The organism is Actinomycetospora sp. CA-101289 (assembly GCF_050955895.1).
Lineage (GTDB): Bacteria > Actinomycetota > Actinomycetes > Mycobacteriales > Pseudonocardiaceae > Actinomycetospora.
In genome coordinates, this window is the sequence record NZ_CP192093.1 from 2,033,577 (window position 1) to 2,059,222 (window position 25,646).

The 25,646-nt window shown below is 76.1% G+C and carries 21 protein-coding genes and 2 pseudogenes; 20 read left to right on the forward strand and 3 right to left on the reverse strand.

Annotated features, from left to right (window positions below; genetic code table 11):
• The first annotated feature begins 72 nt into the window (after window positions 1-72).
• The 8 genes from smc to ffh all read left to right on the forward strand — a co-directional run bounded on the left by smc (window position 73) and on the right by ffh (window position 13,047).
• The gene (smc, locus tag ACQPX6_RS10095; protein WP_433787173.1) at window positions 73-3,804 is read left to right on the forward strand and encodes a chromosome segregation protein SMC; all 3,732 of its coding nucleotides are present in this window, start codon (window positions 73-75) and stop codon (window positions 3,802-3,804) included.
• A gap of 143 nt (window positions 3,805-3,947) precedes the next feature.
• Window positions 3,948-4,481 carry a hypothetical protein gene (locus ACQPX6_RS10100; protein ID WP_433787174.1) on the forward strand — a complete coding sequence of 178 codons (534 nt, stop codon included), beginning with the start codon at window positions 3,948-3,950 and terminating at the stop codon, window positions 4,479-4,481.
• Between the two features lie 495 nt (window positions 4,482-4,976).
• The gene (gene ftsY, locus ACQPX6_RS10105) at window positions 4,977-6,410 is read left to right on the forward strand and encodes a signal recognition particle-docking protein FtsY (RefSeq protein ID WP_433788237.1); all 1,434 of its coding nucleotides are present in this window, start codon (window positions 4,977-4,979) and stop codon (window positions 6,408-6,410) included.
• Window positions 6,411-6,447: 37 nt separating this feature from the next.
• The gene (locus tag ACQPX6_RS10110) at window positions 6,448-6,837 is read left to right on the forward strand and encodes a VOC family protein (protein ID WP_433787175.1); all 390 of its coding nucleotides are present in this window, start codon (window positions 6,448-6,450) and stop codon (window positions 6,835-6,837) included.
• Window positions 6,838-7,113: 276 nt separating this feature from the next.
• The gene (locus ACQPX6_RS10115) at window positions 7,114-8,448 is read left to right on the forward strand and encodes an ammonium transporter (RefSeq protein ID WP_433788238.1); all 1,335 of its coding nucleotides are present in this window, start codon (window positions 7,114-7,116) and stop codon (window positions 8,446-8,448) included.
• Window positions 8,445-8,783 (forward strand): P-II family nitrogen regulator, encoded by a 339-nt coding sequence (locus tag ACQPX6_RS10120; RefSeq protein ID WP_433787176.1) that lies wholly within the window; start codon window positions 8,445-8,447, stop codon window positions 8,781-8,783. The genes ACQPX6_RS10115 and ACQPX6_RS10120 overlap by 4 nt, the downstream gene beginning before the upstream one ends.
• An 86-nt stretch (window positions 8,784-8,869) precedes the next feature.
• On the forward strand, window positions 8,870-11,329 hold the full coding sequence (locus ACQPX6_RS10125) for a [protein-PII] uridylyltransferase (RefSeq protein WP_433787177.1): 2,460 nt from the start codon (window positions 8,870-8,872) through the stop codon (window positions 11,327-11,329).
• Window positions 11,330-11,415: 86 nt separating this feature from the next.
• On the forward strand, window positions 11,416-13,047 hold the full coding sequence (ffh, locus tag ACQPX6_RS10130; RefSeq protein ID WP_433788239.1) for a signal recognition particle protein: 1,632 nt from the start codon (window positions 11,416-11,418) through the stop codon (window positions 13,045-13,047).
• On the opposite strand, the gene ACQPX6_RS10135 is transcribed toward ffh, so the two are convergent.
• A complete protein-coding gene (locus tag ACQPX6_RS10135) occupies window positions 13,048-13,455 on the reverse strand; it encodes an MmcQ/YjbR family DNA-binding protein (RefSeq protein WP_433787178.1) in 408 nt (135 codons plus the stop codon).
• A gap of 48 nt (window positions 13,456-13,503) precedes the next feature.
• On the opposite strand from ACQPX6_RS10135, the gene ACQPX6_RS10140 reads away from it, so the two are divergent.
• A complete protein-coding gene (locus ACQPX6_RS10140) occupies window positions 13,504-14,604 on the forward strand; it encodes an amidohydrolase family protein (RefSeq protein ID WP_433787179.1) in 1,101 nt (366 codons plus the stop codon).
• 4 nt (window positions 14,605-14,608) lie between these two features.
• Here the strand turns inward: ACQPX6_RS10140 and ACQPX6_RS10145 are convergent, their stop codons facing one another.
• Window positions 14,609-16,045 carry an MFS transporter gene (locus tag ACQPX6_RS10145; RefSeq protein ID WP_433787180.1) on the reverse strand — a complete coding sequence of 479 codons (1,437 nt, stop codon included), beginning with the start codon at window positions 16,043-16,045 and terminating at the stop codon, window positions 14,609-14,611.
• A gap of 66 nt (window positions 16,046-16,111) precedes the next feature.
• Between ACQPX6_RS10145 and ACQPX6_RS10150 the strand changes: the two genes are divergently transcribed.
• From ACQPX6_RS10150 to rimM, 4 genes and pseudogenes are all read left to right on the forward strand, one after another.
• Window positions 16,112-16,867 carry a LamB/YcsF family protein gene (locus ACQPX6_RS10150; RefSeq protein WP_433787181.1) on the forward strand — a complete coding sequence of 252 codons (756 nt, stop codon included), beginning with the start codon at window positions 16,112-16,114 and terminating at the stop codon, window positions 16,865-16,867.
• Between the two features lie 153 nt (window positions 16,868-17,020).
• Window positions 17,021-17,353: pseudogene (rpsP, locus tag ACQPX6_RS10155) on the forward strand (30S ribosomal protein S16); the annotation flags it as partial.
• Between the two features lie 20 nt (window positions 17,354-17,373).
• Window positions 17,374-17,613, forward strand: a complete 240-nt coding sequence (locus ACQPX6_RS10160; RefSeq protein WP_116706343.1) for an RNA-binding protein — start codon at window positions 17,374-17,376, stop codon at window positions 17,611-17,613.
• A 5-nt stretch (window positions 17,614-17,618) separates the two neighbouring features.
• Window positions 17,619-18,137, forward strand: a complete 519-nt coding sequence (gene rimM, locus ACQPX6_RS10165) for a ribosome maturation factor RimM (protein ID WP_433787182.1) — start codon at window positions 17,619-17,621, stop codon at window positions 18,135-18,137.
• A gap of 3 nt (window positions 18,138-18,140) precedes the next feature.
• On the opposite strand, the gene ACQPX6_RS10170 is transcribed toward rimM, so the two are convergent.
• Window positions 18,141-18,860 carry an MgtC/SapB family protein gene (locus ACQPX6_RS10170; protein ID WP_433787183.1) on the reverse strand — a complete coding sequence of 240 codons (720 nt, stop codon included), beginning with the start codon at window positions 18,858-18,860 and terminating at the stop codon, window positions 18,141-18,143.
• 44 nt (window positions 18,861-18,904) lie between these two features.
• Between ACQPX6_RS10170 and trmD the strand changes: the two genes are divergently transcribed.
• The 7 genes and pseudogenes from trmD to ACQPX6_RS10205 all read left to right on the forward strand — a co-directional run bounded on the left by trmD (window position 18,905) and on the right by ACQPX6_RS10205 (window position 25,461).
• Window positions 18,905-19,753 (forward strand): tRNA (guanosine(37)-N1)-methyltransferase TrmD, encoded by an 849-nt coding sequence (trmD, locus tag ACQPX6_RS10175; protein WP_433787184.1) that lies wholly within the window; start codon window positions 18,905-18,907, stop codon window positions 19,751-19,753.
• Between the two features lie 99 nt (window positions 19,754-19,852).
• On the forward strand, window positions 19,853-20,212 hold the full coding sequence (gene rplS / locus ACQPX6_RS10180) for a 50S ribosomal protein L19 (RefSeq protein WP_433787185.1): 360 nt from the start codon (window positions 19,853-19,855) through the stop codon (window positions 20,210-20,212).
• 1,052 nt (window positions 20,213-21,264) lie between these two features.
• A pseudogene (gene lepB / locus ACQPX6_RS10185) lies at window positions 21,265-22,212 on the forward strand (signal peptidase I); the annotation flags it as partial.
• Window positions 22,213-22,295: 83 nt separating this feature from the next.
• Window positions 22,296-23,090 (forward strand): ribonuclease HII, encoded by a 795-nt coding sequence (locus tag ACQPX6_RS10190; protein WP_433788240.1) that lies wholly within the window; start codon window positions 22,296-22,298, stop codon window positions 23,088-23,090.
• Window positions 23,087-23,407 carry a DUF2469 domain-containing protein gene (locus tag ACQPX6_RS10195; RefSeq protein WP_116706339.1) on the forward strand — a complete coding sequence of 107 codons (321 nt, stop codon included), beginning with the start codon at window positions 23,087-23,089 and terminating at the stop codon, window positions 23,405-23,407. Before ACQPX6_RS10190 ends, ACQPX6_RS10195 begins: the two co-directional genes overlap by 4 nt.
• Before the next feature lie 184 nt (window positions 23,408-23,591).
• Window positions 23,592-23,999: a YraN family protein gene (locus tag ACQPX6_RS10200; protein ID WP_433787186.1), complete on the forward strand. Its 408-nt coding sequence runs from the start codon at window positions 23,592-23,594 to the stop codon at window positions 23,997-23,999.
• Window position 24,000: 1 nt separating this feature from the next.
• Window positions 24,001-25,461: a YifB family Mg chelatase-like AAA ATPase gene (locus tag ACQPX6_RS10205; protein WP_433787187.1), complete on the forward strand. Its 1,461-nt coding sequence runs from the start codon at window positions 24,001-24,003 to the stop codon at window positions 25,459-25,461.
• Window positions 25,462-25,646 lie beyond the last annotated feature (185 nt).

The following is a 25,646-nucleotide window of genomic DNA, read 5'->3' on the forward strand; positions in this document are numbered from 1 at the left end:
TTCGGCCGGTCGATCACCCTGTCGGGGCTCCCGGGTAGCGTCGGGCGCACCGGCGGGGGGAGGGACGTCCGCGTGCACCTGAAGAGCCTGACCCTCAAGGGCTTCAAGTCCTTCGCCTCGTCCACGACGCTGCGCTTCGAGCCCGGCATCACGTGCGTGGTCGGCCCCAACGGCTCGGGCAAGTCCAACGTCGTCGACGCCATCAGCTGGGTGCTGGGCGAGCAGGGCGCCAAGGCGCTGCGCGGCGGCAAGATGGAGGACGTCATCTTCGCCGGCACGGCGGGGCGGGCGCCGCTGGGGCGCGCCGAGGTCACGCTGACCATCGACAACGCCGACGGCGCCCTGCCGGTCGACTACGCCGAGGTGTCGATCACGCGGCGGGTGTTCCGGTCCGGCGCCGGCGAGTACGAGATCAACGGCAGCAGCTGCCGGCTGCTCGACGTGCAGGAGCTGCTGTCGGACTCCGGCATCGGGCGCGAGCTGCACGTGCTCGTCGGCCAGGGCCAGCTCGACGCGATCCTGCAGTCGCGGCCCGAGGAGCGGCGGGCGTTCATCGAGGAGGCGGCCGGCGTCCTCAAGCACCGCAAGCGCAAGGAGAAGGCGCTGCGCAAGCTCGAGGCGATGCAGGCCAACCTCACGCGCCTGTCCGACCTCACCACCGAGCTGCGCCGCCAGCTCAAGCCGCTGGGCCGCCAGGCCGAGATCGCCCGCCGGGCCCAGACCATCCAGGCCGACCTGCGCGACGCCCGCCTGCGCCTCGCCGCCGACGAGCTGGTGACGCTGCGCGGCACCATCGAGCGCGACCAGGCCGACGAGGACGCCGCGCGCCGCCGTCGCGACGAGACCGAGCGGGCGCTGGCCGAGGTCGCCGCCCGGGTCGCGGCGCTGGAGGCCGCGGTCGAGGCCGCGACGCCGGCGCACACGCGGGCCCAGGAGGGCTGGTTCCGGCTCTCCGCGCTGCAGGAGCGCCTGCGCGGCACCACGGCGCTGGCCGTCGAGCGCCACCGGCACGTGGCCACCGCGGAGGAGGCGCCCGCCGGCCCCGACCCCGACGAGCTCGAGCGCCGCGCCGACGAGGCCGCCGGGCAGGAGGCGGCGCTGGAGGCGGAGGTCGCCGAGGCCCGCGCCACCCTCGAGGGGCACGGCGAGCAGCGCGAGACCGCCGAGGACGCGCTGACCACCGCCGAGCGCCGGCTCGCCGCGGCCACGCGGGCGGCGGCCGACCGGCGCGAGGGCGTGGCGCGCCTGGCCGGGCAGGTCGAGACGTTGCGCGGGCGCCTCGCGGCGTCCACCGAGGAGCTCGAGCAGATCGCGGGCTCGCTCACCGCGGCCCAAGAGCGCGCGACCGTGGCCCGCGAGGAGCTGGCGGCGCTCGAGGACGCCGAGCCCGCGCCCGTTGCCGCCGCGGACGACGCCGGGCTGGCGGCTCAGCTCGATCCGGACGACCCCGACGCGCCCGACCCCGAGGCCGCCCTCGACGCCGCGGTCGAGCGCCACGAGGCCGCCCGCGCCGCCGTCGACGCCGCCGGGGCGGCCCACCGCGACGCCGAGCGCGACCGCGCGCACTGGAAGGCCCGCACCGACGCGCTGGCCCTGGGGCTCACCCGCCGCGACGGCGCCGGGGCCCTGCTGGCCGCCGCCGACCGCGTGCCGGGCGTGCTCGGGTCGGTCGCGGCGCTGCTGCGCGTGACGCCGGGCCACGAGGACGCGGTCGCCGCCGCGCTCGGTCCGGCCGCGGACGCGGTGGCCGTCACCGGGTCGGACGCCGCGGCCGACGCGGTCGAGACGCTGCACGCCACCGAGGGCGGGCGGGCGGGGCTGCTGGTGGGCGGGGCGTCGGTGCCCGCTGGGGCGCCGGGCGAGGCCCCGGACGGCGCGCGCTGGGCCGTCGACCTCGTCGCGGCCCCGGACGAGCTGGCCGGCGCGGTGGCGCGGGTCCTCGCCGGCACCGTGGTGGTCGAGGACCTGGCCGCCGCGCGCGCCGTCGTCGCGGGCCACCCGCACCTGCGCGCGGTCACCCGCGCCGGCGACCTCCTCGGGGCCGACTGGGCGGTCGGTGGCCCGTCGGGGCAGAACCTGCTCGAGATGCAGGCCGCCGCCGACGAGGCCGGCGACCGGCTGGCCGCCGCCGAGCGCCACCTGCACGAGGCCCACGCCGCGCTGGAGACCGCGCGCGAGGCCGAGTCCGCGGCGCGCGCCGAGGTCGGCGTCGCCCGCCAGGTCCGCGACGACCGCCGGCGCGCCGACGCCGAGGCCCGCCGCGCCGCCGACGCCCGGCGTGCCGCCGACGACGCCGCGCGCGCCGACTCCGCCCGCCGCCTCGGGCGCCTCGGCGAGGCGGTGCGGGCCGCGGAGGCCGAGGCCCAGCGGCTCACCGAGCGCCGCGCCGCCGTGGAGAACACCCGCGACGAGCGCCGCGCCGAGCTCGACGAGCTCACCGAGCGGCTCGCCATGGCTCAGGACGAGGCCGCCGACTCCTCCCACGGGGCCGCGGGCGAGGACACCGACGAGCACGCCGCCGCCCGCGACGCCGCGGCCGCCGCGCTCGGTGCCGCCCGTTCCGCCGAGGTCGACGCCCGCCTCGCGCTGCGCACGGCCGAGGAGCGCCTGCGCGCGGTCGCCGGCCGCGCCGAGGGCCTGCGGCGGCGGGCCGCCGGTGAGCGCGAGCAGCGCGCCCGGGCGCAGGAGCGGGCGCGGGCCCGGGCGCGGTCCGCCGCGCTGGCCGAGGAGGCCGTCCGCCACGGCCGCGACGCGTTGGCCCGCCTCGAGCACTCCCTGGCCCGCGCCGCGGCGGCCCGCGACGCGGCGGCGGCGGTGCGCATCGCGCGCGCGGGCGAGCTGGACACGGCGCGTGAGCGGCAGCGCGAGCTGCAGGCGAGCCTCGAGCGGCTCACCGACGCGGTGCACCGCGACGAGGTGGTGCGCGCCGAGCAGCGCACCCGGCTGCAGCAGATGGAGGCGGGCATCGGCGAGCGCTTCGGCATCGGGCTCGACGACCTGGTCACCGAGTACGGGCCCGACGTCCCGATCCCGCCGCCCGCCGGGGAGGTCGCCGAGGTCGAGGCCGCGCGCGAGCGTGGCGAGCAGGTCGTCATGCCCCCGCCGGAGCCCTTCGACCGCGCCGTCCAGCAGCGCCGGGCCGCCCGCGCCGAGAAGGAGCTGGGCACGCTCGGCAAGGTCAACCCGCTGGCGCTGGAGGAGTACGCGGCGCTGGAGGAGCGCTACCGCTTCCTCTCCACCCAGCTCGAGGACGTGCGCAACAGCCGCAAGGACCTCCTCGAGGTCGTCTCGCAGGTCGACGCCACCATCCTCGAGGTCTTCGCGTCCGCCTTCGCCGACGTGGCCCGCGAGTTCGAGGCCGTCTTCCCCGTGCTCTTCCCGGGCGGCGACGGGCGCCTGGTGCTCACCGACCCCGACGACCTGTTGGCCACCGGTGTCGACGTCGAGGCCCGGCCGCCGGGCAAGAAGGTCAAGCGGCTCTCGCTGCTCTCGGGCGGCGAGAAGTCGCTGACGGCCGTGGCGATGCTGGTGGCGATCTTCCGGGCCCGCCCGTCGCCGTTCTACGTCATGGACGAGGTCGAGGCCGCGCTCGACGACGCCAACCTCCGGCGCCTCATCGGCCTGCTGTCCGACCTGCGGCGCAGCTCCCAGCTCGTGATCATCACGCACCAGAAGCCGACCATGGAGATCGCCGATGCGCTCTACGGCGTGAGCATGCGCGGCGACGGCATCACCGCGGTGATCTCCCAGCGCCTGCGCGGCGCCGACGCCCCCGGACCGCTCGCGGGCACCACCTCAACGTGATCACCGAGCGTGCTGCTACGTTGCTCTGAGTGTCCAGGGCGGACCACATCGGGGGTCGAGGTCGACGCTGTCGTGGCCTCCCGGCGCGCACTCGGCGCCTCTACCGTGCGCGGTAGGGCGAGGAACGCGGAGGGGGAGCGGACATGACGGCGGTGCAACCCGGTCCGGCCCACGCCGCCCCCGCCGGTGGCCCGCGCACCGGCCGCCACGCCCGCCGCGACGGTGGCGCGCCGTCGGGCCCGCTCGTGCCGCTGCGGGCCCTCGCGCCCGCGCCGCAGCCCGCCCCCGGCCGCCTCGTCATCGACAGCTCCCACTGCCGGCTGACCCCGCACCTCGCGTCGCGGAAGGTCGCGGTCAGCGTCGACGGCCTGCCGCTGCGCTTCGCCTGGGGGCGCACGCCGATCGACCTGCCGCCGGGCCGCCACCTCGTCGAGATCGAGGTCGAGGGCGTCGGGGGCCGCCGGTCCTGGGGCCACGTCGCCGACGCGGTGCCCGTCGCCTCGGGCAACACCGTCGAGGTCTTCTACCGCGCGCCCGCCCTGCCCCGCCTCGCCGGCGCGCTCGGGCCGTCGCGCCAGCGCACCGCCGGGTTCTCCCTGTGCGTCGCGCTGTTGCTCGCCGGGGGCGTCGCCCTGGTGGCGGCGCTGCTCGTCGTCGCGGCCGTGCTGCTCGGCTGACCGCGCCGGAGATCACGAGCACCTCAGCCACCTCCGGGAGGCGTCCGGGGTGCACGGTGCGCTCCTGATCTCGGGGCCGGGCGGGTCGCAGAGATCACCAGGCCGAAAAGCACCTCCCGGAGCCTTTCCGCGGTGCGTTTCGCCCTGCTGATCTCCACGTCGACGCCGCACCCCCGACCGCGCGCCCTCTTGCTCCCGCGCCGGAGATCACGAGCACCTCAGCCACCTCCCGGAGGCGTCCGGGGTGCACGGTGCGCTCCTGATCTCGGGGCCGGGCGGGTCGCAGAGATCACCAGGCCGGGAGGCACCTCCCGGAGCCCTTCCGCGGTGCTTTTCGCCCTGCTGATCTCCGGGTCGGCGCCGCACCCCCGACCGCGCGCCCCCGCGGGGCCCGGCTGCGAGACTGGCGCGGTGTCGTCCCCGACCTCGCTGACCTCCCCGCTCGACCCCGTCACGGCCGACGTCGCGCTCGCCGCGCGGGTCGGGACCGGGACGCTGCCGCCCGGCGTCGTCGCGGCGATCGTGGTGGCGGCGATCGTCGTCGTCCTGCTGATCATCCTGGGGATCGGGCTCTACCTGCGCCGGCGTCGGCGGGTCTCGCTCGCCGAGCAGGAGCAGGAGCCCGTCAAGCCGACCAAGGGCACCTACCAGGCCGGCGGCGCCTTCAACTTCAGCGCGGGCGGCGCCTCGACCCTGACGCCACCGGCCCCTGAGCCGACCAGCCCCCCGGTCGACGCCGCGCCCACCGCCCCCGCGGCACCCACCACCCCCCCGGACACCGACGACGAGCCCGAGGTCGCCGGCCCGCAGGCCACCGCGCCGCCCGAGGCCGCCACCGAGGTTGTCGAGGCACCCCCCGCCGCCACTGCACCCACCACCCCCGCGGCCCCGCCCGTCGAGCCCGAGGTCGAGGCACCCCCCGCCGCCCCGGCCCCCACCACCGACATCACGGACACCACCGCGACGCCCGTCGCCCCCGTCGCCCCCGGCGCGCCCACCGAGGAGATCGCGCCCGCCGAGGGTCGCCTCGAGCGCCTGCGCGGGCGGCTCGGTCGATCGCGGTCGACGCTCGGGCAGGGCCTGCTCGGTCTGCTCGGCGCCGGCGACCTCGACGAGGACTCGTGGGAGGAGGTCGAGGACACCCTGCTCCTGGCCGACCTCGGCTCGGCGACGACCCAGGAGATCGTCGGCAAGCTCCGCGAGCGCATCGCGTCCCGCGGGGTCCGCACGCCCGAGCAGGCCCGCGAGCTGCTGCGCGAGGTGCTGGTCGAGCAGCTCGGGCCGGACATGGAGCGCTCGGTGCGGGCGCTGGCCCACGACGGGCGGCCCGCGGTGGTCCTCGTCGCCGGCGTCAACGGCACTGGCAAGACCACCACCACCGGCAAGCTCGCCCGCGTCCTCGTCGCCGGGGGCCACGTCGTGCTCCTCGGTGCCGCCGACACGTTCCGCGCCGCCGCGGCCGAGCAGCTCGCGACCTGGGGCGAGCGCGCCGGCGCCGAGACCGTGCGCGGCAAGGAGGGCGCCGACCCCGCGAGCGTCGCCTTCGACGCCGTGCGCCGCGGCACCGAGGCGGGCGTCGACGCCGTCCTGCTGGACACCGCGGGACGCCTGCACACCAAGACCGGGCTGATGGACGAGCTCGGCAAGGTCAAGCGGGTGGTCGAGCGCCAGGCCGAGGTGGACGAGGTGCTGCTGGTCCTCGACGCCACGACCGGCCAGAACGGGCTGACCCAGGCGCGGGTGTTCCGCGAGGTCGTCGACGTGACCGGCGTCGTGCTCACCAAGCTCGACGGCACGGCCAAGGGCGGCATCGTGTTCCAGGTCCAGCGCGAGCTGGGGGTGCCGGTGAAGCTCGTCGGCCTGGGCGAGGGGCCCGACGACCTCGCCCCCTTCGAGCCCGGCGCCTTCGTGGACGCGCTGCTGCGCTGAGCCGTCGCTGTCGGGGTGCGCTCCTATCCTGCGCGCCATGTCCGGCATCGCTCGCCTGCAGCTGACCGTCCTCGACACCCCGGAGCCGATGGCGCTCGCGCGCTTCTACTCGGCGCTGGTCGGGCTCCCGATCGCCGAGTCCGAGACCGACCACGACTGGGTCGAGCTCGACGGCGGCGGCGGCCCGTCCCTGGCGTTCCAGCTCGCGCCTCAGCGCACGGCGCCCGCCTGGCCCGAGGACGGCGCCCTGCAGTTCCACCTCGACCTCGAGGTGGACGATCTCGACGCCGGCGAGGCCGCCGTCCTCGAGGCCGGGGCGACGAAGAGCGCCCACCAGCCGGGCGAGACCTTCCGCGTCTTCCTCGACCCCGACGGCAACCCCTTCTGCCTGGTGCTCACCCCGTCCCGGGAGGCAGGCGGCGCGTGAGAGGGTGTCCTCCGATCGGACCGTGGTGATCGCGCAGTGTCATGACCTGCGTCTCGTCCCGAGGGGCGTCGGCCCGGGATGTCCGCCCGGGAAACACGAACGTCACATCGCTCGAGGCCCTGTTAACTGCGGCGAAACGAGCAGCGCAGCTGCGTGAAACACGCCGTACCCATCCTTCTCTCGCAGTGAGCACGACAGGAGCAGGAGGGACGAGCCGACGTGCCAGAACTCAACGCAGGTAGTACCGCGTGGGTCCTCGCCAGCGCTGCGCTGGTGATGCTGATGACCCCCGGACTGGCCTTCTTCTACGGCGGCATGGTCCGCTCTCGCAGTGTTCTGAACATGCTCATGATGAACTTCATGTGCCTGGCGATCGTCGGGGTGCTGTGGTGCCTCTACGGCTTCTCGCTCGCGTTCGGCAACGACGCCTTCGGCGGCCTCGTCGGGAACTTCGAGTTCCTGGGCATGGGCGGCATGGGGAGCGCCGACGCGCCGACGCTGATCGGCACCGCGCCGGACACGATCCCGATCTGGGCCTTCGCGATGTTCCAGCTGATGTTCGCCGTCATCACGCCGGCGCTCATCTCGGGCGCGCTGCCCGACCGCGTCAAGTTCTGGGGCTGGACGCTGTTCGTCGGCCTCTGGGTGACCATCGTCTACTTCCCGGTCGCCCACTGGGTGTTCTCGTTCGACGGGAGCACCGCGGAGACCGGCGGCTGGATCGCCAACACCCTCGGTGGCCTGATCGCCGAGGACGGCTCGGTGCTGGACTTCGCCGGTGGCACCGCGGTGCACATCAACGCCGGTGCCGCGGGCCTCGCGGTCGCGCTGATCGTCGGCAAGCGCCGCGGCTGGCCCCGTGACCCGGGCCGTCCGCACAGCCTGCCGTTCGTCCTGCTCGGTGCGGCGCTGCTGTGGTTCGGCTGGTTCGGCTTCAACGCCGGCTCGGCCCTGGGCGCGAACGTCAACGCCGCCATCGCGTTCACCAACACCATGCTCGCCACCTCGGCCGCCGTCATCGGCTGGCTGATCGTCGAGCAGGTCCGTGACGGCAAGCCCACCACGCTCGGCGCGGCCTCCGGGGCCATCGCCGGCCTGGTCGCGATCACCCCGGCCTGTGCGTTCGTCAACCCGCTCGGGGCCATGGCGATCGGCATCATCGCCGGTGCGCTCTGCGCCGCGGCGGTCTCGCTGAAGTTCCGCCTCGGCTTCGACGACTCGCTCGACGTGGTCGCCGTCCACCTCGTGGGTGGGCTCTGGGGCACGATCTCGCTGGGCTTCTTCGCCACCTCGTCGCTGAACTCCTCCAGCGCCGACGGCCTGTTCTACGGCGGCGGCTTCAGCCAGCTGATCATCCAGCTCGTCGCCGCGCTCGCGGTCCTCATCTACTCCTTCGTGGTCACCTCGATCATCGCCGTGGTGGTCAAGGCGACGGTCGGCCTGCGAGTCTCTGACGAGGACGAGAGCACCGGCATCGACGAGTCGCAGCACGCCGAGTCCGGGTACGACTACTCCGGTCTGCGCATCGGTGGCTCGAGCGGCTCGATGTTCGAGCACTCGACCGCCGGTGACCGCGCCCCTGCGACCCCGAGGGAGGGCTCGACGCCGTGAAGATGGTGACCGCGATCATCAAGCCGTTCGTGCTGGAGGACGTCAAGGGCGCCCTGGAGCAGCTCGGTGTGCTGGGCATGACCGTCAGCGAGGTCCAGGGCTACGGCCGCCAGAAGGGCCACACCGAGGTCTACCGGGGTGCGGAGTACTCCGTGGACTTCGTCCCCAAGGTCCGCATCGAGGTCGTCACCGACGACAGCACGGCCGAGAAGGTCGTCGACGCGATCACCGAGACCGCCCGCACCGGCAAGATCGGTGACGGGAAGGTCTGGGTGACCCCGGTCGAGACCGTGGTGCGCGTGCGCACCGGCGAGCGCGGGGTCGACGCCCTGTAACCGCCATCCACGACGACGGCGCCGGGTCCCCCAGGGGCCCGGCGCCGTCGTCTCACCACGGGCGCACGTGTGGAGAGGACACAGGGATGGCCACGGACGCGCAGCGCAGCGGGGCGACGGGGAACGGGGTGCCGTCGAGCCTCGACGACGAGCGGGGCACCACCAACGGCGACGCCGTCGACCTCGTGCGGGCCCGCGCCGCCCTGCTCGACCCGCCGCCCGGGGCCCGGCGGCTGGGACCGGCGGCCCTGCGCGAGGCCCTGGTGGAGCTGCACGACTTCTGGCTCTCGACGCGAGCGGCCGCGGTCGGGGTGGGGGAGGGCTCGGCGCTGATCGCGGTGGGCGCCCTGGGCCGCCAGGAGCTGGCGCCGTACTCGGACCTCGACCTCGTGCTCGTGCACGACGGGCGCGGCCGCCGCGACGACCGCGAGCGGATCAGCCAGGTCGCCGACGCCCTCTGGTACCCGCTGTGGGACGCCGGGATCGGGCTCGACCACTCCGTGCGCACCGTGGGCGAGGCCATCGAGGTGGCCACCACCGACCTGCGGGTGGCGCTGGGCCTGCTCGAGGCCCGGCACATCGCGGGCGACCCGGAGCTGACCGAGCGCCTGGCCGCCACCGCCCGCCAGGCCTGGCGGGCCGGCATCCGCGGGCGCTTCGACGACCTCGTCGACGCCACCCGGACGCGGTGGTCCCGCTCGGGGGAGGTCGCTCACCGCATCGAGCCCGACCTCAAGAACGGCCACGGGGGCCTGCGCGACATCCAGCTGCTCGACGCGCTCGCCGCGGCGCAGCTGGTGGACCGCCCCACCGTCGACGTCCAGGACGCGCGCCGGCTGATGCTCGACCTGAGGGTCGAGCTGCACCGCCGCGCCGGCCGGGCGCGCGACGTCCTGCAGGCCGAGGACGCCCACGAGGTGGTCGCCGCGGCGGCCGCCGACCTCGGCGTGACCGACCGCTTCGACCTCGCCCGCGCGCTCTCGGGCGCCGCGCGCACCGTCGTCTTCGCCACCGACACCGCCCTGCGCTCGGCGCGCAACGCGCTCCCGCGCCGGGGCCTGGCCGCGCTGCGCCGCACGCCCGCGCGCCGGCCGCTGGACGACGGGGTGGTCGAGCACGCCGGGGAGGTGGTGCTCGCCCGCGACGCGCAGGTGACGCGCGAGCCGGCCCTGGTGCTGCGCCTCGCCGCCACCGCCGCCCGCACGGGCCTGCCGATCGGCGCGAGCACCCTGCACCGCCTGGCCGACGCCGCCCCGGAGCTGCGCGAGCCCTGGCCGCGGGCGGCCCTCTCGGAGCTGCTCGCCCTGCTCGGGGCGGGCGACGGGATGGTCGACGTCGTCGAGGCGCTCGACCGCACCGGCCTGTGGGGGCGCCTGTTCCCCGAGTGGGGCGCGGTGCGCGACCTGCCCCCGCGCGACCGCCAGCACGTGTGGACCGTCGACCGCCACCTCGTCGAGGTGACGCGCCGCGCCGCGGAGCTGACGACCCGCGTCTCGCGGCCGGACCTGCTGCTGCTCGGCGCGCTCGTGCACGACATCGGCAAGGGCCGCGACGAGGACCACTCCGAGGTCGGCGAGCGCCTGGCCCGCCACATCGGGCGCCGCCTGGGGCTGTGGCCCGCGGACGTCGAGACGCTCGCGGCGATGGTGCGCCACCACCTGCTGCTGCCGCACACCGCGTCGCGCCGCGACCCCGAGGACCCGGCGACCGTCGAGCGCGTCGTCGAGACCCTCGGCGCCGACCCGGTGCTGCTCGAACTGCTGCACGCGCTGGCCGAGGCCGACTCGCTGGGCACCGGGCCGGGCGTGTGGACGCCCTGGCGCGCGACGCTCATGGGCGACCTGGTGCGCCGCTGCCGCGTGGTGATGTCCGGCGGGCCGGTGCCCGGGCCGTCGCCGCTGTCCGAGGACGCCGTCGACCTCGCCCGCCGCGTGGCCGACAGCGGGCAGCCGGAGGTCTCGATCTCCGGCGAGGGCGAGCTGACCACCATCACGATGACCGTCGCCGCGCCCGACCGTCCCGGCCTGCTCTCCCGCGCCGCGGGCGTGCTGGCGCTGCACTCGCTGCAGGTCCACACCGCCGATCTCGGCGAGCACGACGGGGTCGCCGTCGACGCGTTCTCGGTGTCGCCGCGCTTCGGACGCCTGCCCGAGGCGTCGCTGCTGCGCGAGGACCTGGTGCGCGTGCTGCGCGGCTCGCTGGACCTGCCCGCGCGGCTCGCGGCCAAGGAGCGCGACTACGACCGGCCGGGCCCCGCGCCCGCGCCGAGCCGGGTGGTCTGGTTCGACGACGAGGCCACGGGCGCGGTCGTCCTCGAGCTGCGCACGAGCAACCGCATCGGCCTGCTGTACCGCGTCGCCGCCGCGCTCGAGGGCCAAGGCCTCGACGTGCGCTGGGCGCGGGTGTCGACGCTGGGCAGCTCGGTGCTCGACGCCTTCTGCCTGGAGACCGCGGAGCACGCGGGCCTCGGGCCCGACCGGCGCCGGGCCGTGGAGGACGCGGTGCTCGGGGCGGCGACGAGCGGCCACACCCCGCCCGCACCGTGAGGCGGCCCCGGCCCGGCGGTTAAGCTGGAGCCAAGTCCCCGCAGGTCCTCCGGGACCTCGGCGCGCGCTACCCGGGAGTGACCACCGTGTTCGACACCCTGTCCGACCGTCTCACGTCGGTCCTGTCCGACCTGCGCGGCAAGGGCCGGCTGTCCGAGACCGACATCGACACCACGTGCCGCGAGATCCGCATCGCGCTGCTCGAGGCCGACGTCGCGCTGCCGGTCGTGCGGGCCTTCGTCAAGCAGGTCAAGGAGCGGGCGCGCGGCGCCGAGGTCTCCGAGGCGCTGAACCCCGCGCAGCAGGTCGTCAAGATCGTCAACGAGGAGCTCGTCGGCATCCTCGGCGGCGAGACCCGACGGCTGCGCTTCGCGAAGACCGCCCCGACGGTGATCATGCTCGCCGGCCTCCAGGGCTCCGGCAAGACGACGCTGGCGGGCAAGCTGGCGCACTGGCTCAAGGGCCAGGGCCACACCCCGATGCTCGCGGCCTGCGACCTGCAGCGCCCGAACGCGGTCACCCAGCTCCAGATCGTCGGCGAGCGCGCCGGGGTCGAGGTCTTCGCGCCCGAGCCCGGCAACGGCGTCGGCGACCCCGTGGACGTCGCCCGCCGCGCCGTCGCCGACGCGCGCAGCCGCCAGTACGACGTGCTCGTCGTCGACACCGCCGGCCGCCTCGGCGTCGACGAGGAGCTGATGCGCCAGGCCGCGGACATCCGCGACGCCGTCTCGCCCGACGAGACGCTGTTCGTCCTCGACGCCATGGTCGGCCAGGACGCCGTCCTCACCGCCGAGGCCTTCCGCGACGGCGTCGGCTTCTCCGGCGTGGTGCTCACCAAGCTCGACGGCGACGCCCGCGGTGGCGCCGCGCTGTCGGTCCGCGAGGTCACCGGCCAGCCCATCCTCTTCGCCTCCAACGGCGAGAAGCTCGACGAGTTCGACGTCTTCCACCCCGACCGGATGGCCTCGCGCATCCTCGGGATGGGCGACGTCCTCACCCTCATCGAGCAGGCCGAGCAGGCCTTCGAGGAGGGCCAGGCCGAGGCCGCCGCGGCCAAGATGGGCAGCGGCGAGCTCACGCTCGAGGACTTCCTCGAGCAGATGATGGCCGTCCGCAAGATGGGCCCGATCGCCAACGTGCTGGGCATGCTGCCCGGCGCGAACCAGATGAAGGACCAGCTCGCGGGGCTCGACGAGAAGCACCTCGACCGCGTGCAGGCCATCATCCGCGGCATGACGCCCGCCGAGCGGGCCGACCCGAAGATCATCAACGGCTCGCGGCGCCTGCGCATCGCCAACGGCTCGGGGGTGGGCGTCACCGACGTCAACCAGCTCGTCGAGCGGTTCTTCGAGGCCCGCAAGATGATGAAGAACATGGCCGGCCAGTTCGGTCTGCCGGGCATGGGCGGCGGGCGCAAGGGCAAGCGCCAGGCGGCGAAGGCCGTCAAGGGCCGCAAGGGCCCGAAGCAGATGCCGGCGATCGCGGGCATCGCCGCGGAGACCAGCACCGACCGCGGCGAGCGCTCGGTGGGCAGCTACCAGACCCCGGGGCTCAACCAGCTCCCGCCGGCGCTGGCCAACATGAACGAGCTCCCGGCGGGCTTCGACCCGGCCTCCCTGTTCCCCGGTACCGCGAGCGGCGCGGGCAACGGGGCCGGCGGGAACGGTGGCGGGGGAACGCGCAGCCCGAAGAAGGGCAACAAGAAGAAGCGCAAGTAGTCAGGAGTGCTCGGCGAGCCAGCGGGTGCGCCGGCGCTCCGAGGCCCGCGCGAGCCACGCGTCCTGCACGATCTCGGCCAGCTCCTCGCGGGACACCTGGTCGAGGTGGGCCGCCCGCAGGAGCACCGAGAGGTGCCCGTCGAAGTGCGGCGTCGTGAAGAACGGCGTCGACGGGTCGTGCACCAGCGCGTCCTTGTCCTCCTCCGACCCGACCCAGAACATGATCACGTCCGTGTACTTCTCGCCGGTGTCCGGATCGCGGGCGTCGGGTCGCGGCGTGCGGAAGAAGACGAACGACTTGCCGCCCACCTGGTAGACGGCGTTGCCCTTCGGCCCCTCCACCACGGTCACGTGCGGCATCGCGAGCGCCAGCGCGTGGACGTCGTCGACGGTCGGGGGCTCGCTCACGCCCGGAGCGTAGGCAGCCGCGCGGGCGGCCTGGCTACCCTGCGCGGCATGTCGCCGACCCCCCGCCCGGCCCTGCACCTGCGCGGCGTCCTGCTCGACGGCACCGCCGAGGGCGAGCACGCCGGCGAGCTGTGGGTCACCCCGGAGGGCCGGATCAGCCTCGAGCCGGTGCCGGACGCCGACACCGTCGTCGACGGCGCGTGGATCCTGCCGGGCCTGGTGGACGCGCACTGCCACGTCGGGATCGGCCCCGACGGCGCAGTCGACCTGGAGACCGCCCGCGAGCAGGGACACACCGACGCGGAGGCCGGCGCGCTGCTGGTGCGCGACTGCGGCAGCCCCGTCGACACCCGCCCGCTCGACGACGACCCGCGGATGCCCGAGATCGTCCGCGCCGGGCGGCACCTCGCGCGGCCCCGGCGCTACATCCGGGACCTCCCGATCGACCTCGAGCCCGACGAGCTGCCCGCCGCCGTCGCGGAGCAGGCGCGCGCCAACCCGTGGGTGAAGCTCGTCGGCGACTGGATCGACCGCGGCGAGGGCGACCTCGCGCCGCTGTGGCCCGACGACGTCCTGCGCGCGGCCATCGACGCCGCGCACGCCGAGGGCGCCCGCGTCACCGCGCACGTGTTCGGCGAGGACGCGCTGCCCGGGCTGATCGGGGCGGGGATCGACGGCATCGAGCACGGCACCGGCCTCACCGACGCGACGATCGCGATGATGGTCGAGCGCGGCACGGTGCTGGTGCCGACGCTGATCAACGTCGAGAACTTCCCGGAGTTCGCCGACGCGGCCGGCGGGAAGTTCCCGCGCTACGGCACCCACATGCGCGAGCTCTACGCCCGCGCGCCCCTGACGATCTCGGCCGCGATCGAGGCGGGCGTGCCCGTCTTCGCCGGCACCGACGCCGGGGGCGGCATCGTCCACGGGCGGATCGTCGACGAGGTCGTGGCGCTGGCGCGCGTGGGCCTCGGGCCGGCCCGGGCGCTGGCCGCGGCGTGCGACGACGCCCGCGCCTGGTTGCGCCGCCCCGGGCTCGCCCACGGCGCGCCGGCCGACCTCCTCGTCGTCGACGGCGACCCGCGCGCCGACCCCGAGGTCCTGCGGGCGCCGACAGCCGTGCTGCGGGCGGGCACGCGGCTGGCGTGATCCGTCAGGTGCGGGCGGGCAGCCGCCGGGAGAGCAGCAGGGCGAGCACCAGCACCCCCGCGATCACCAGCAGGGCGTCGGAGAACGCGGCGCCCGGCCCGTCGTGCAGCGGGTTCCACGAGCCGGCCCCGCTCGCCGACCGCGCGGCGAGCACCGTCCCGAGCACGGCCGCGCCCGTCCCGCCGCCGAGGAAGAACGCGCCCTGGTAGAGCCCGAGGCCGACGCCGGCGTGCTCCTCGGGCACCGCCGTCGCCACGGCGTTGATCAGCGGCGAGGTGATCGTCGCGAGCCCGACGCCGAGCGCGAACGTCACCGCGCCGAGGGCCACGGCCGACCCGCCGGCCAGCGTCGAGAGCGTGAGCACCGCGAGCGCGAGGACGCCCAGGCCCCCGCCGACGAGCCGCCGGGGTCCCAGCCGGTCGGACAGGCGCCCGGCGAACGACGAGAGCACGGCGACGGCGACGGCGCCGGGGAGCAGGACGAGACCCACCTGGCCGACCCCGAGCCCGTTGACGGTGGCGACCAGCAGGGGCACCAGCAGGATCGAGCCGAGGTAGCCGAACATCGCGAGGAAGCCGACGGCCACCGTCGTCACGAAGGGCCCGTGGACCAGCAGCGACGGCGGCGCGAACGGGCGCGGCGTGCGGCGGATGCGCCAGGTGAACGCGCCCGCGAGGGCGAGCGCCGCGAGCACCGCGCCCCACGACGTCGGCCCGCCGAAGCCGGTCTGCTGGGCGCGCGTGAGCCCGAAGAGACCGAGGCCCACCGCCCCGCCGAGCAGCACGCCGCCCACGAGGTCGACGGCGCTCCACGACCCGGGGGAGTCCGGACGGCCGTCGGGCAGTGCCCGGGGCGCGAGCACCAGCAGCGGGGCCACGAGCAGCGCCGCACCGAGGAACGGCCAGCGCCAGCCGAAGGCCTCGGCGACGAGTCCCGCGAGCGGCGGCCCGAGTGCCTGCCCCGCGCCGACGCCCGTGCCCACCACGCCGAACCCGAACCCGCGGCGTCCCGGCGGGAGCGACCGCGCCACCGCGACCGAGCCCAGCGCGGGCACCGCGGCGCTGCCGGCGCCCTGCAGCACGCGGCCGACGAGGTGCCAGCCGAGCTCGGGGGCGAGCCCGGCGACCAGCGAGCCGACGATGAAGATCGCCAGGCCCACGGCGAACACCCGGCGCACGCCGAAGACGTCGGCGATGCGCCCGTAGAGCGGGGTGGCGACCGCGAACGTCAGCGAGAACGCCGTCACCACCCAGGCCAGGCCCGCGGGCGACGCCGCGAAGGCGCGCCCGATCTCGGGCACGAGGACCAGCACCATGCTGTTGGCGAGCACCGCGACCGTCACCGCGATCAGCAGCACCCCGAGCAGCAGCCCGGTGCGCACCGGCGGCTCGGCGTCGACCGGCGGGGCGGGCTCGACCGTCACCGGCCGCGGGTCGCTCATGGGGCCAGCGTGCGCCCTCGATCACGCTCGAGGTCAAGGGGAACGGCGGGTCCTAGGCTGCGGGGGGTGACCGCGACGCTCGACCTCAACGCCGACCTCGCCGAGGGCTTCGGCATCTGGGCGCTGACCGACGACGACGCCCTGCTCGACGTCGTCACCTCGGCGAACGTGGCCTGCGGGTTCCACGCCGGCGACCCGGCCACGATGCGCCGGGTCTGCGCGCGCGCCGTCGAGCGGGGCGTGCGCATCGGCGCCCAGGTGTCCTACCGCGACCTCGCGGGCTTCGGGCGCCGGTTCGTGGACGTCGACCCCGAGGAGCTCACCGCCGACCTGCTCTACCAGGTCGGCGCGCTGCGGGAGTTCGCGCGCGCGGCCGGCGGGGAGGTCGCCTACCTCAAGCCGCACGGCGCGCTCTACAACGCGGTGGTCCACCACGACGCCCAGGCCGCGGCGGTGGTCGCGGCGGCGCGGGAGGCGCGCCTGCCGGTCCTGGGGCTGCCCGGGTCGACGTTCCTCGCCCGGGCGGACGAGGCCGGGCTGGCGACGCACGCCGAGGCCTTCGGCGACCGCGGCTACACGCCCGAGGGCACCCTCGTCCCGCGCCGCGAGCCCGGCGCCCTGCTGCCCGACGCCGACGCCGTGGTCGAGCGCGCCCGCCGCCTGGCCGCCGACGGCGAGATCGTCGCGGTCGACGGCACCGTGATCCCCACCGCGGCCGCGTCCCTGTGCCTGCACGGCGACTCCCCGGGCGCGGTCGACACCGCCCGCCGCGTCGCCGAGGCCCTCCGCGCCGCCGGCGTCACCCTCGCGCCGTTCGCCTGAGGAGCCGTCTGGCACAATTCGTCGGGTTGTCGTGACCACCCCCGGTCCCCGGGGCGTGGGGTCGCGATCGCGCACGAGCGGGCACGCCGTCCCCGGGGATCCCTCCCCGGCCGGGCGGCCCCGAGCACCATCGACCGAGGAGCACTCAGAGCAGTGGCTGTCAAGATCAAGCTGGCCCGCATGGGCAAGATCCGCGAGCCGCACTACCGCGTCGTCGTCGCGGACGCCAAGAACCGCCGCGACGGCCGGGTCATCGAGCAGATCGGTGAGTACCACCCGAAGAGCGAGCCGAGCGACATCAAGATCGACTCGGAGCGCGCGCAGTACTGGCTCGGGGTCGGCGCCATCCCCACCGAGCCGGTGCACAGCCTGCTCAAGATCACCGGCGACTGGCAGAAGTTCAAGGGCCTGCCGGGTGCCGAGGGCAAGCTCAAGCCGCAGCCCCAGAAGGTCGACAAGCAGGCCCGCTTCAACGAGGAGCTGGCCAAGGTTTCCGGCTCCGCGGAGTGAGCGAGCTCGCCGAGGCGCTCGAGCACCTCGTGCGCGGGATCGTCGCGCACCCCGACGACGTCGCGGTCGATCTCGTGACCAACCGTCGCGGTCGCACCCTCGAGGTCCGGGTCCACCCCGACGACCTCGGCAAGGTGATCGGCCGCAACGGGCGCACCGCCACCGCCCTGCGCACCGTCGTGGGCGGCATCGGCGGGCGCGGCGTGCGCGTCGACGTGGTCGACACCGACCGCTGATCAGCATGGACCCCGCCGCCGACGAGCGGGTCGTCGGGCGCGTCGTGCGCTCGCACGGCCTGCGCGGCGAGCTCGTCGTCGAGCCCCGCACCGACCACGTCGAGACCCGGTTCGCGCCGGGCGTCGTGCTCTCGGTGCGGGGCCGCACGCCGTCGTCCCTGACGGTCACCGGTGCCCGCCGCCACGGTGACCGCCTGCTGGTGACGGTCGAGGAGGTCGCCGACCGCGAGGGCGCCGACGCGCTGCGCACCGCGGAGCTCACGGCCCCGGCGCTCGACGAGGTCCCCGAGGACCCCGACGAGTTCCACGACCACCAGCTCGAGGGCCTCGCCGCGGTGCTCCTCGACGGCACCGCCGTGGGCACGGTCAGCGCGGTGATCCACGGCGCGGGGGGCGAGCTGCTCTCGGTCACCACGCCGGGCGGCGAGGTGCTGGTGCCCTTCGTCGCCGCGATCGTCCCCGAGGTCGACGTCGCCGGCGGGCGCGTCGTCCTCGACCCGCCCGAGGGTCTGCTCGAGGTCTGAGCCTCACTCCTCCTCGGTCGGCACCCCGACGGCGAGCACGCCCGGGAGCTCGGAGAGCTCGCCGGACAACGGTGCGAGCGAGCCCCGCCCCGCGAGCGACAGGGTCACGGAGGCGACGCGGGTGGTGCCCTCGACGCCGTCGGTGGAGTCCTCGCGGTCGACGTGCATCCCCGCCACCGAGAACCCCCGCTCGGTGCAGATCGACAGCACCGCGCGCAGCACCCCGCGCCCGTCGGCGTAGGAGAGGTGCAGGTCGCGGGGCACGGTCGACGAGCGCGTGATCAGCCGCGCCAGCGGCCGGTAGCCGCGGGTCACGAGGTAGTGCACGGCCGTGCCCGCCACCGCGAGCAGCGGCAGGCCCGCGCCGCACGCGGTGCCCACCGCGGCCGCCGCCCAGACCGTCGCCGCCGTCGTCAGGCCGCGGACGGCGTCGCGCCGCACGAAGATCAGACCGCCGCCGATGAACCCGATCCCGGAGACGATCTGGGCCGCGACCCGCGAGGGGTCCAGGTCGATGTCGGGGGAGGAGAGCAGGTCGTCGAAGCCGTACTTCGAGATCAGCATGAAGGCGGCCGAGCCGACGCCGACCAGCGTGTGCGTGCGCAGCCCGGCGCTCTTGGCGGCGAGCTCGCGCTCGAGCCCGATCAGCGTGCACAGCACGAGCGCCAGCCCCAGCGGCGCGAGCAGGCGCCACTGCTGCGGGTAGGACAGGAACTGCGCCACCCTGCGACCTCCTCGTGCGTCCGCCCGGGGCAGGATCGTGCCCGATGCGCATCGACGTCGTCACGATCTTCCCCGGCTACCTCGCCCCGCTCGACGAGGCGCTCGTCGGGCGCGCGCGCCGGGCCGGGCGGCTCGACGTCCGGGTGCACGACCTGCGCCGGTGGGCCACCGGCGTGCACCAGGCCGTCGACGACGCGCCGTACGGCGGCGGCCCGGGGATGCTCATGACCGCGCCGGTGTGGGGCGCGGCGCTCGACGAGGTCACGGGCTCGGGGGACGGCGTGCCCCGGCTGCTCGTGCCCACCCCGGCGGGGCCGCCGCTGACCCAGCGGCGGGCCGCGGACTGGGCCGTCGAGCCCTGGCTGGTGATCGCCTGCGGGCGCTACGAGGGCATCGACGCCCGCGTGCTCGCCGACGCGGCGCAGCGCATGCCCGTCGAGGAGGTCTCGCTCGGCGACTACGTGCTCGCGGGCGGTGAGGTCGCGGCGCTCGTCGTCGTCGAGGCCGTCTCGCGGCTCGTGCCCGGCGTGCTCGGCAACCCCGCGTCGGCCGAGCTCGACAGCTTCGCCGAGGGGACGGCCGGGCTCCTGGAGGCCCCCGCCTACACGCGGCCGGAGAGCTGGCGGGGGCACGACGTGCCCCCGGTCCTGCGCGGCGGCGACCACGGGGCGGTCGCGCGCTGGCGCCGGGACCGCTCGCTCGAGCGCACCGCGGCCGTGCGCCCCGACCTGCTCGACGCGCTGCTCGCCCGCGACGGCGACGCGGCGCTCGACGCGCGGGACCGCGAGGTGCTCGCCGCGTGCGGGTACGACCCGGCCGGACGTGCGGGCGCGGCGGCGTGGCAGACTGGGGAGGTTGCCGCGGACGGCGCACGGCCCGATCAGGGCCGCTGAGAGCCGCCCCGTGCCCGAGAACCGACCCCCCTCGGCCGCGCAGGACGCCCGCCCCGCGGGTTCCGGCGCCGAGCCCGTGAGACCGCGAGGACGCTGACGATGAACGCCCTGGACGAGCTCGACGCCAAGTCGCTGCGCTCCGACATCCCCGACTTCCGCGCCGGGGACACCGTGAAGGTGCACGTCCGGGTGATCGAGGGTTCACGCTCCCGTGTACAGGTCTTCCAGGGTGTCGTGATCCGTCGGCACGGCGGCGGGCTGCGCGAGACGTTCACCGTCCGCAAGGTCTCCTTCGGCGTCGGGGTGGAGCGCACCTTCCCGGTGCACACGCCCAACATCGACCACATCGAGGTCGTCACCCGCGGTGACGTCCGCCGGGCGAAGCTGTACTACCTCCGTGATCTGCGCGGCAAGGCCGCGAAGATTCGCGAGAAGCGCGAGACCACGCCGGCCTCCTGAGCCTGCCGCCCCGGTCTCCTAACCTGAGTCGCGTGCGCCCCCAGGAGCCCTCCGTCCCCCCGTTCCGGACCACCGGCCCGGGCGGGACGACCCGCCACGACGCGCCCGGCGCGTACGGGTCCGCCGGCTACGGGGGTCGCGCTCCGTCGCACGCCCGCCCGGACGACGAGCCGGACCACGACGATCCCTACGGGGACGTGGTCGCCCCGCCGTCACGGGGTGACGGCAACGGGATGCACGCGCCCTACGGCGCCTCGGGCTGGAGCGGTTCCGACCGGTACGAGGTCACCCCCGCGCCCGGTCCGGACGCCTACGGCGACCCCCTCGACGACGGGCGCCCCGGCGCCCCGGGTCCCGGGTCGCCGCCGTGGGGTGCGGGGCCTGCTCTCGGTGGTGGGTCGTTCGGGTCCTACGGCAGCGGTCCGTCCCCGGCGGGTCCGAACGGTGCCGGTCAGCGTGGGCCTGGTCCGAGCCCTCTCGCTGGAGGTCCTCTCGGTCCGGGTCGCAACGGTGCCGCACCGAACGGTGCGGGTCCTCTGGGCGCGGGCCCGAACGGTGCCGGCCCCAACGGTGCCGGGCCCCACGGCCCGGGCCCCTTCGGCGGTTCCCCTGCCGGGGGTCCCGGCGGCCCGGCCGGCCCTCCCGGTCCGCCCTGGGGCGCGGCCCCCGCCCCGCCGCCCTTCGGCGTCCCGCGGCCCGACGGCGGCGCGCCGGGCTCCGCGCCCGCCCGCCCCGGCGTGCCCTCCACGGCCCCCGGGAACGGCGCGCCCCGCCCGGCGGCCCCGTCGCCGAGCCCCGGCCCGCGCCCCGCGGCCGCCGCCGGTGCGGACGACCCGGCGGAGCCGACCTCCGCGACGCCCGCGCCCGCCCCCGACGGCGGGCTGGCCGGGTCCGACGGCTTCGCGTCGCGCCCGCGCACGACCCGCGACGGCGCCACGACCACCGGCTCCACCCGGACCGGGGGCGCGGGCGTCGGCCCGGGCCGTCACCGGCGGGCGGGCACCGGTCCGGGCCGCGACGACGACGGCCTCGAGGACCGCGACGACGACGTCGACCCCGACGAGGGCGACGACGAGGCCGAGCCCACCGGCCGCGCCGGCCGCCGCGCCGCGGCCAAGAGCGGCGGCAAGAAGGGCGGCAAGGCCAAGCGGAAGGGCTCCTTCTGGCGCGAGCTCCCGCTGCTCATCGTCGTCGCGGTCGTCCTGACGTTCGTCATCCAGACCTTCCTCGCGCGCATCTACGTCATCCCGTCCGCGTCGATGGAGCGCACGCTGCACGGCTGCAGCGGCTGCGCGAACGACCGCGTGGCGGTCGACAAGGTCACCTACCGCTTCTCGGACCCGGCGCCGGGCGACGTCGTGGTCTTCCGCGGCCCGCCCGCGTGGGGCGACAACGGCGAGGTCTCCGACAGCCAGCGCTCGGACAACGTGCTGATCCGCGGCCTGCAGGGCGGGCTGTCGCTGGTGGGCCTCGCGCCGCCGGACGAGAAGGACTTCGTCAAGCGCGTCATCGCGGTGGGCGGCCAGACGGTGGCCTGCTGCGACCCGCAGAACCGGGTGACGGTCGACGGCCAGCCGCTGACCGAGCCGTACATCTACTACCAGCCCGACCTGGACCGCACGACGCAGGACGACTTCCCGCCGGTGCGGGTCCCCGACGGCCAGCTCTGGGTCATGGGCGACAACCGCAACAACTCCGCCGACGCCCGCGTCCACGGCCCGATCTCGGTCACCGACGTCATCGGCAAGGCCCGCGTCATCGTGCTGCCCGTCGGCCGCTGGAGCGGCGTGCCGGACACCGACCCGCAGGCCCGCGTCGCCGCGATCGGTGCCCCGACCTGGCAGACGGGGGCGCCGCTGGCCGCCGGGGTGGTCGGCGCGCTCCCGCTCGTGGTGCTGTCGCGGCGCTGGCGCCGCTCCCTGCACGGCGGCGTCGACGGTCCCGTCGCGGCCGAGGGCGGTCCCGCCCCGCCGCCGTCCCCCGGCGATCCGGACCGGTGACGGCGGGACACGACGCGGGTCGTCGCCGCGTGGCCGGCCTGCGGGGTCCCCGGCGCCGCGTCGCGCTGCCTCCGCGCACGGGGATCCAGCCGCCACGCGCGATCGTCCGCCGCAGCACCGAGAGCTGGGCGCTGCAGTCGGCCCTCGAGCGCCACGGTCTGGGGCCGGTCGCCGGCGTCGACGAGGCGGGACGCGGCGCGTGCGCCGGCCCGCTGGCGGTCGCCGCGTGCATCCTGCGCCCCGGTGACGCCAAGCGGTTCGAGGGCCTGACCGACTCCAAGCTGCTCACCCCCGACGAGCGCGAGCGCTTCGCCTCCCTCATCCGCCGGCGTGCCCTCGACTGGCACGTCGTGCTCGTCGACCCGCCCGAGGTCGACCGGCGCGGCGTGCACGTGGCCAACATCGACGGGATGCGCCGGGCCGTGGCGCGCCTCGACGTGCGGCCCGGCTACGTGCTCACCGACGGCTTCCCGGTGTCCGGGTTCGGTGTCCCGGCGCTCGCGGTCCCCAAGGGCGACCTCGCGGCGGCGTGCGTCGCCGCGGCGTCCGTGCTGGCCAAGACCACCCGGGACCACCTGATGACCGCGCTCCACAAGAAGCGTCCGGAGTACGGGTTCGACGTCCACAAGGGCTACTGCACGCCGACGCACAGCGCAGCGCTGGCGGAGCACGGGCCGAGCGACGACCACCGGTTCAGCTTCGTCAACGTGGCCGCCGCCGCGCGGGGCCGGGACCAGGACGGCACCGCGGACGGCGTGCGACACAATGGGGCGGTGACGACGGTCGACCTGGTGGGAGCGGGTGCCGACGAGGCCGACGAGCTCGCCGGCGACCCGGACGACATCGACGCTGCGCCGGAGGGGGGAGAGCCGCGATGAGCGCGGAGGATCTCGAGAAGTACGAGACCGACATGGAGCTCTCGCTCTACCGCGAGTACCGCGACATCGTCGCGCAGTTCTCCTACGTGGTGGAGACCGAGCGCCGCTTCTACCTGGCCAACTCGGTGGACGTGAAGGTCCGCAACGCCGACGGCGAGGTCTACTTCGAGGTCACGATGTCCGACGCCTGGGTGTGGGACATGTACCGGCCGGCGCGCTTCGTCAAGAACGTGCGGGTGGTGACGTTCAAGGACGTCAACGTCGAGGAGCTCGACAAGCCCGACCTGCGCCTGGACGAGGGGCCCTTCAGCGGCTGACGCTCGGCCGCACGGACGCTGATCCGGCTCGGCCCGGCCGGGCTCCGTCCACACCCCCTCCGGTTGTCCCCAGGCCGCGAGGCGGTGCTCCCGCCCGCCGGGCTCCGCGCCGCAGGCTCGGTCCTGCCGCCGGACCGCCCGGCCGGCCCGGGTCCACGGCCCGGGGAGGACGAGGGGGCCGGGCATGGCCACCACGCACGACCACGGGAGCAGTCCGCGCGGGACGCCCGACCGCCGCGCGCTGGGGCAGCGCGGCGAGGACGTGGCCGCCGCGTTCCTCGCCGACCGCGGCCTGGTGGTGCTCGACCGCAACTGGCGCTGCCGCGAGGGCGAGCTCGACCTCGTCGCCGCCGACGGCGGGCGCCTCGTCGTCGCCGAGGTGAAGACCCGCTCCGGCACGGGCTACGGCCTGCCCGCGGAGGCGGTCACCGGGCAGAAGGCCGCCCGCATCCGCCGGCTGGCCCAGCGCTGGCTCGCCGCCCGGCACGCCGCCGGCGACAGCGGCTTCGCCGAGGTGCGCTTCGACGTCCTGGCCGTGCTGCTGGTCGGCGGGGCCGCGCCACGGGTCGAGCACTACGAGGGGGCGTTCTGAGGTGGCGCTCTCGTGTGCGTGGTCGATCGGGCTGCGCGGGGTCGACGGCGAGGTCGTCGAGATCGAGGCCGACATCGGCCAGGGCCTGCCCGGGGTGTCGCTGGTGGGGCTGCCGGACGCGGCGCTGGCCGAGTCACGCGACCGGGTGCGCGCCGCGGTGGTCAACTCGGGGGAGACGTGGCCCGCGCGCCGCATCACCCTCGCGCTGTCCCCGGCCACGCTGCCCAAGCAGGGCAGCGGCTACGACATGGCGCTGGCGTGCTCCGTGCTCGCCGCGGCCCGGGAGGTGCCCGCCGCGGCGCTGCGCGGGGTGGTGCTCGTGGGGGAGCTGGCCCTCGACGGGCGGGTCCGCGGGGTCCGGGGCGTCCTGCCGGCACTGCTCGCGGCCCGGCGTCTCGGGGTCGAGCGGGCGATCGTCCCGGCGGCCGCCGCGGTCGAGGCGGGTCTCGTCGAGGGGCTCGAGGTGCTCGGCGCGGAGCACCTGTCCGACGTGCTCGCCTGGCTGCGCGGCGACCACCGGCGCCTGCTGGCGGTGCGGCCGCGGGCACGCCCCGTCGCCCGTGGGCCGCGGGAGGACCTCGCCGACGTGGTGGGGCAGAAGGACGCCCGTCGCGCGGTCGAGGTGGCCGCCGCGGGCGGGCACCACCTGCTGATGCTCGGCCCGCCGGGGTCGGGCAAGACGATGCTGGCGCGCCGCATGACCGGCCTGCTCCCCGATCTCGACGTCGACTCCGCCCTGCAGGTGGCCGCGGTGCGCTCGCTGGCCGGCGCGCTGGACCCGCAGGAGGCGCTGCCCGCGTCCCCGCCGTTCGTCGCCCCGCACCACTCGGTGTCCTCCGCGGCCCTGGTCGGCGGCGGCAGCGGGCTGGCGCGGCCGGGCGCGGTGTCGCTGGCCCACCGCGGCGTCCTGTTCCTCGACGAGATCTACGAGTTCGGCCCGCACGTGCTCGAGATGCTGCGCACGCCGCTCGAGGAGGGCGAGGTCCGGCTCGCGCGCACCGACGGCGTCGTGCGCTACCCCGCGCGCTTCCAGCTCGTCATGGCCGCCAACCCCTGTCCCTGCGCGCCGCCGCGGCCCACCGACTGCCAGTGCTCGAGCCTCGAGAAGCGCCGCTACACCCAGCGGCTGTCGGGCCCGATGCTCGACCGCGTCGACCTGCGGGTCTCGCTGCAGGGGGTCGAGGCACTGTCGTGGGCGGGCGGGCCGACCGAGGACCTCGAGCCGCTCCCCGAGGACACGGCGACCGTGCGCACCCGGGTGCTGGCGGCCCGGGCCGCGGCGCGCGAGCGGTGGCGCGACGCGGGCTGGCGCACCAATGCCGAGGTGCCCGGGCCCGAGCTGCGCCGTCGGGGGCGCCTGCCGCGCGACGCCACCGCGATCCTCGAGAGCCAGCTGCGCACCGGCACCATGACCGCACGCGGCGCCGACCGGGCGCTGCGCGTCGCGAGGAATGACGTCTAGCAGACGTTGCGGCACACCTCGCCGCTGCAAGTCCGGCGCGCCAGCGTCGCTCCATCGGGCCGCGGGCGGCTCCCAGCGCGGCGCGGGCCTCTGTGGTGAGACGCGGTAGCCGCGGCGGTGGATGGTCCGGCCGCTGATGCTCCTTCGCTGTCGACCAGTCGAGCTCCGCGAGGTCCAGCCACGCG

Coding starts and splice junctions, on each gene's coding strand:
- ACQPX6_RS10100 (WP_433787174.1), top strand. CDS start 3,948: ATGACGGCGGTGCAACCCGGTCCGGCCCACGCCGCCCCCGCCGGTGGC.
- ACQPX6_RS10110 (WP_433787175.1), top strand. CDS start 6,448: ATGTCCGGCATCGCTCGCCTGCAGCTGACCGTCCTCGACACCCCGGAG.
- ACQPX6_RS10115 (WP_433788238.1), top strand. CDS start 7,114: ATGCTGATGACCCCCGGACTGGCCTTCTTCTACGGCGGCATGGTCCGC.
- ACQPX6_RS10125 (WP_433787177.1), top strand. CDS start 8,870: ATGGCCACGGACGCGCAGCGCAGCGGGGCGACGGGGAACGGGGTGCCG.
- ACQPX6_RS10140 (WP_433787179.1), top strand. CDS start 13,504: ATGTCGCCGACCCCCCGCCCGGCCCTGCACCTGCGCGGCGTCCTGCTC.
- ACQPX6_RS10145 (WP_433787180.1), bottom strand. CDS start 16,045: ATGAGCGACCCGCGGCCGGTGACGGTCGAGCCCGCCCCGCCGGTCGAC.
- rimM (WP_433787182.1), top strand. CDS start 17,619: ATGGACCCCGCCGCCGACGAGCGGGTCGTCGGGCGCGTCGTGCGCTCG.
- trmD (WP_433787184.1), top strand. CDS start 18,905: ATGCGCATCGACGTCGTCACGATCTTCCCCGGCTACCTCGCCCCGCTC.
- rplS (WP_433787185.1), top strand. CDS start 19,853: ATGAACGCCCTGGACGAGCTCGACGCCAAGTCGCTGCGCTCCGACATC.
- ACQPX6_RS10195 (WP_116706339.1), top strand. CDS start 23,087: ATGAGCGCGGAGGATCTCGAGAAGTACGAGACCGACATGGAGCTCTCG.
- ACQPX6_RS10200 (WP_433787186.1), top strand. CDS start 23,592: ATGGCCACCACGCACGACCACGGGAGCAGTCCGCGCGGGACGCCCGAC.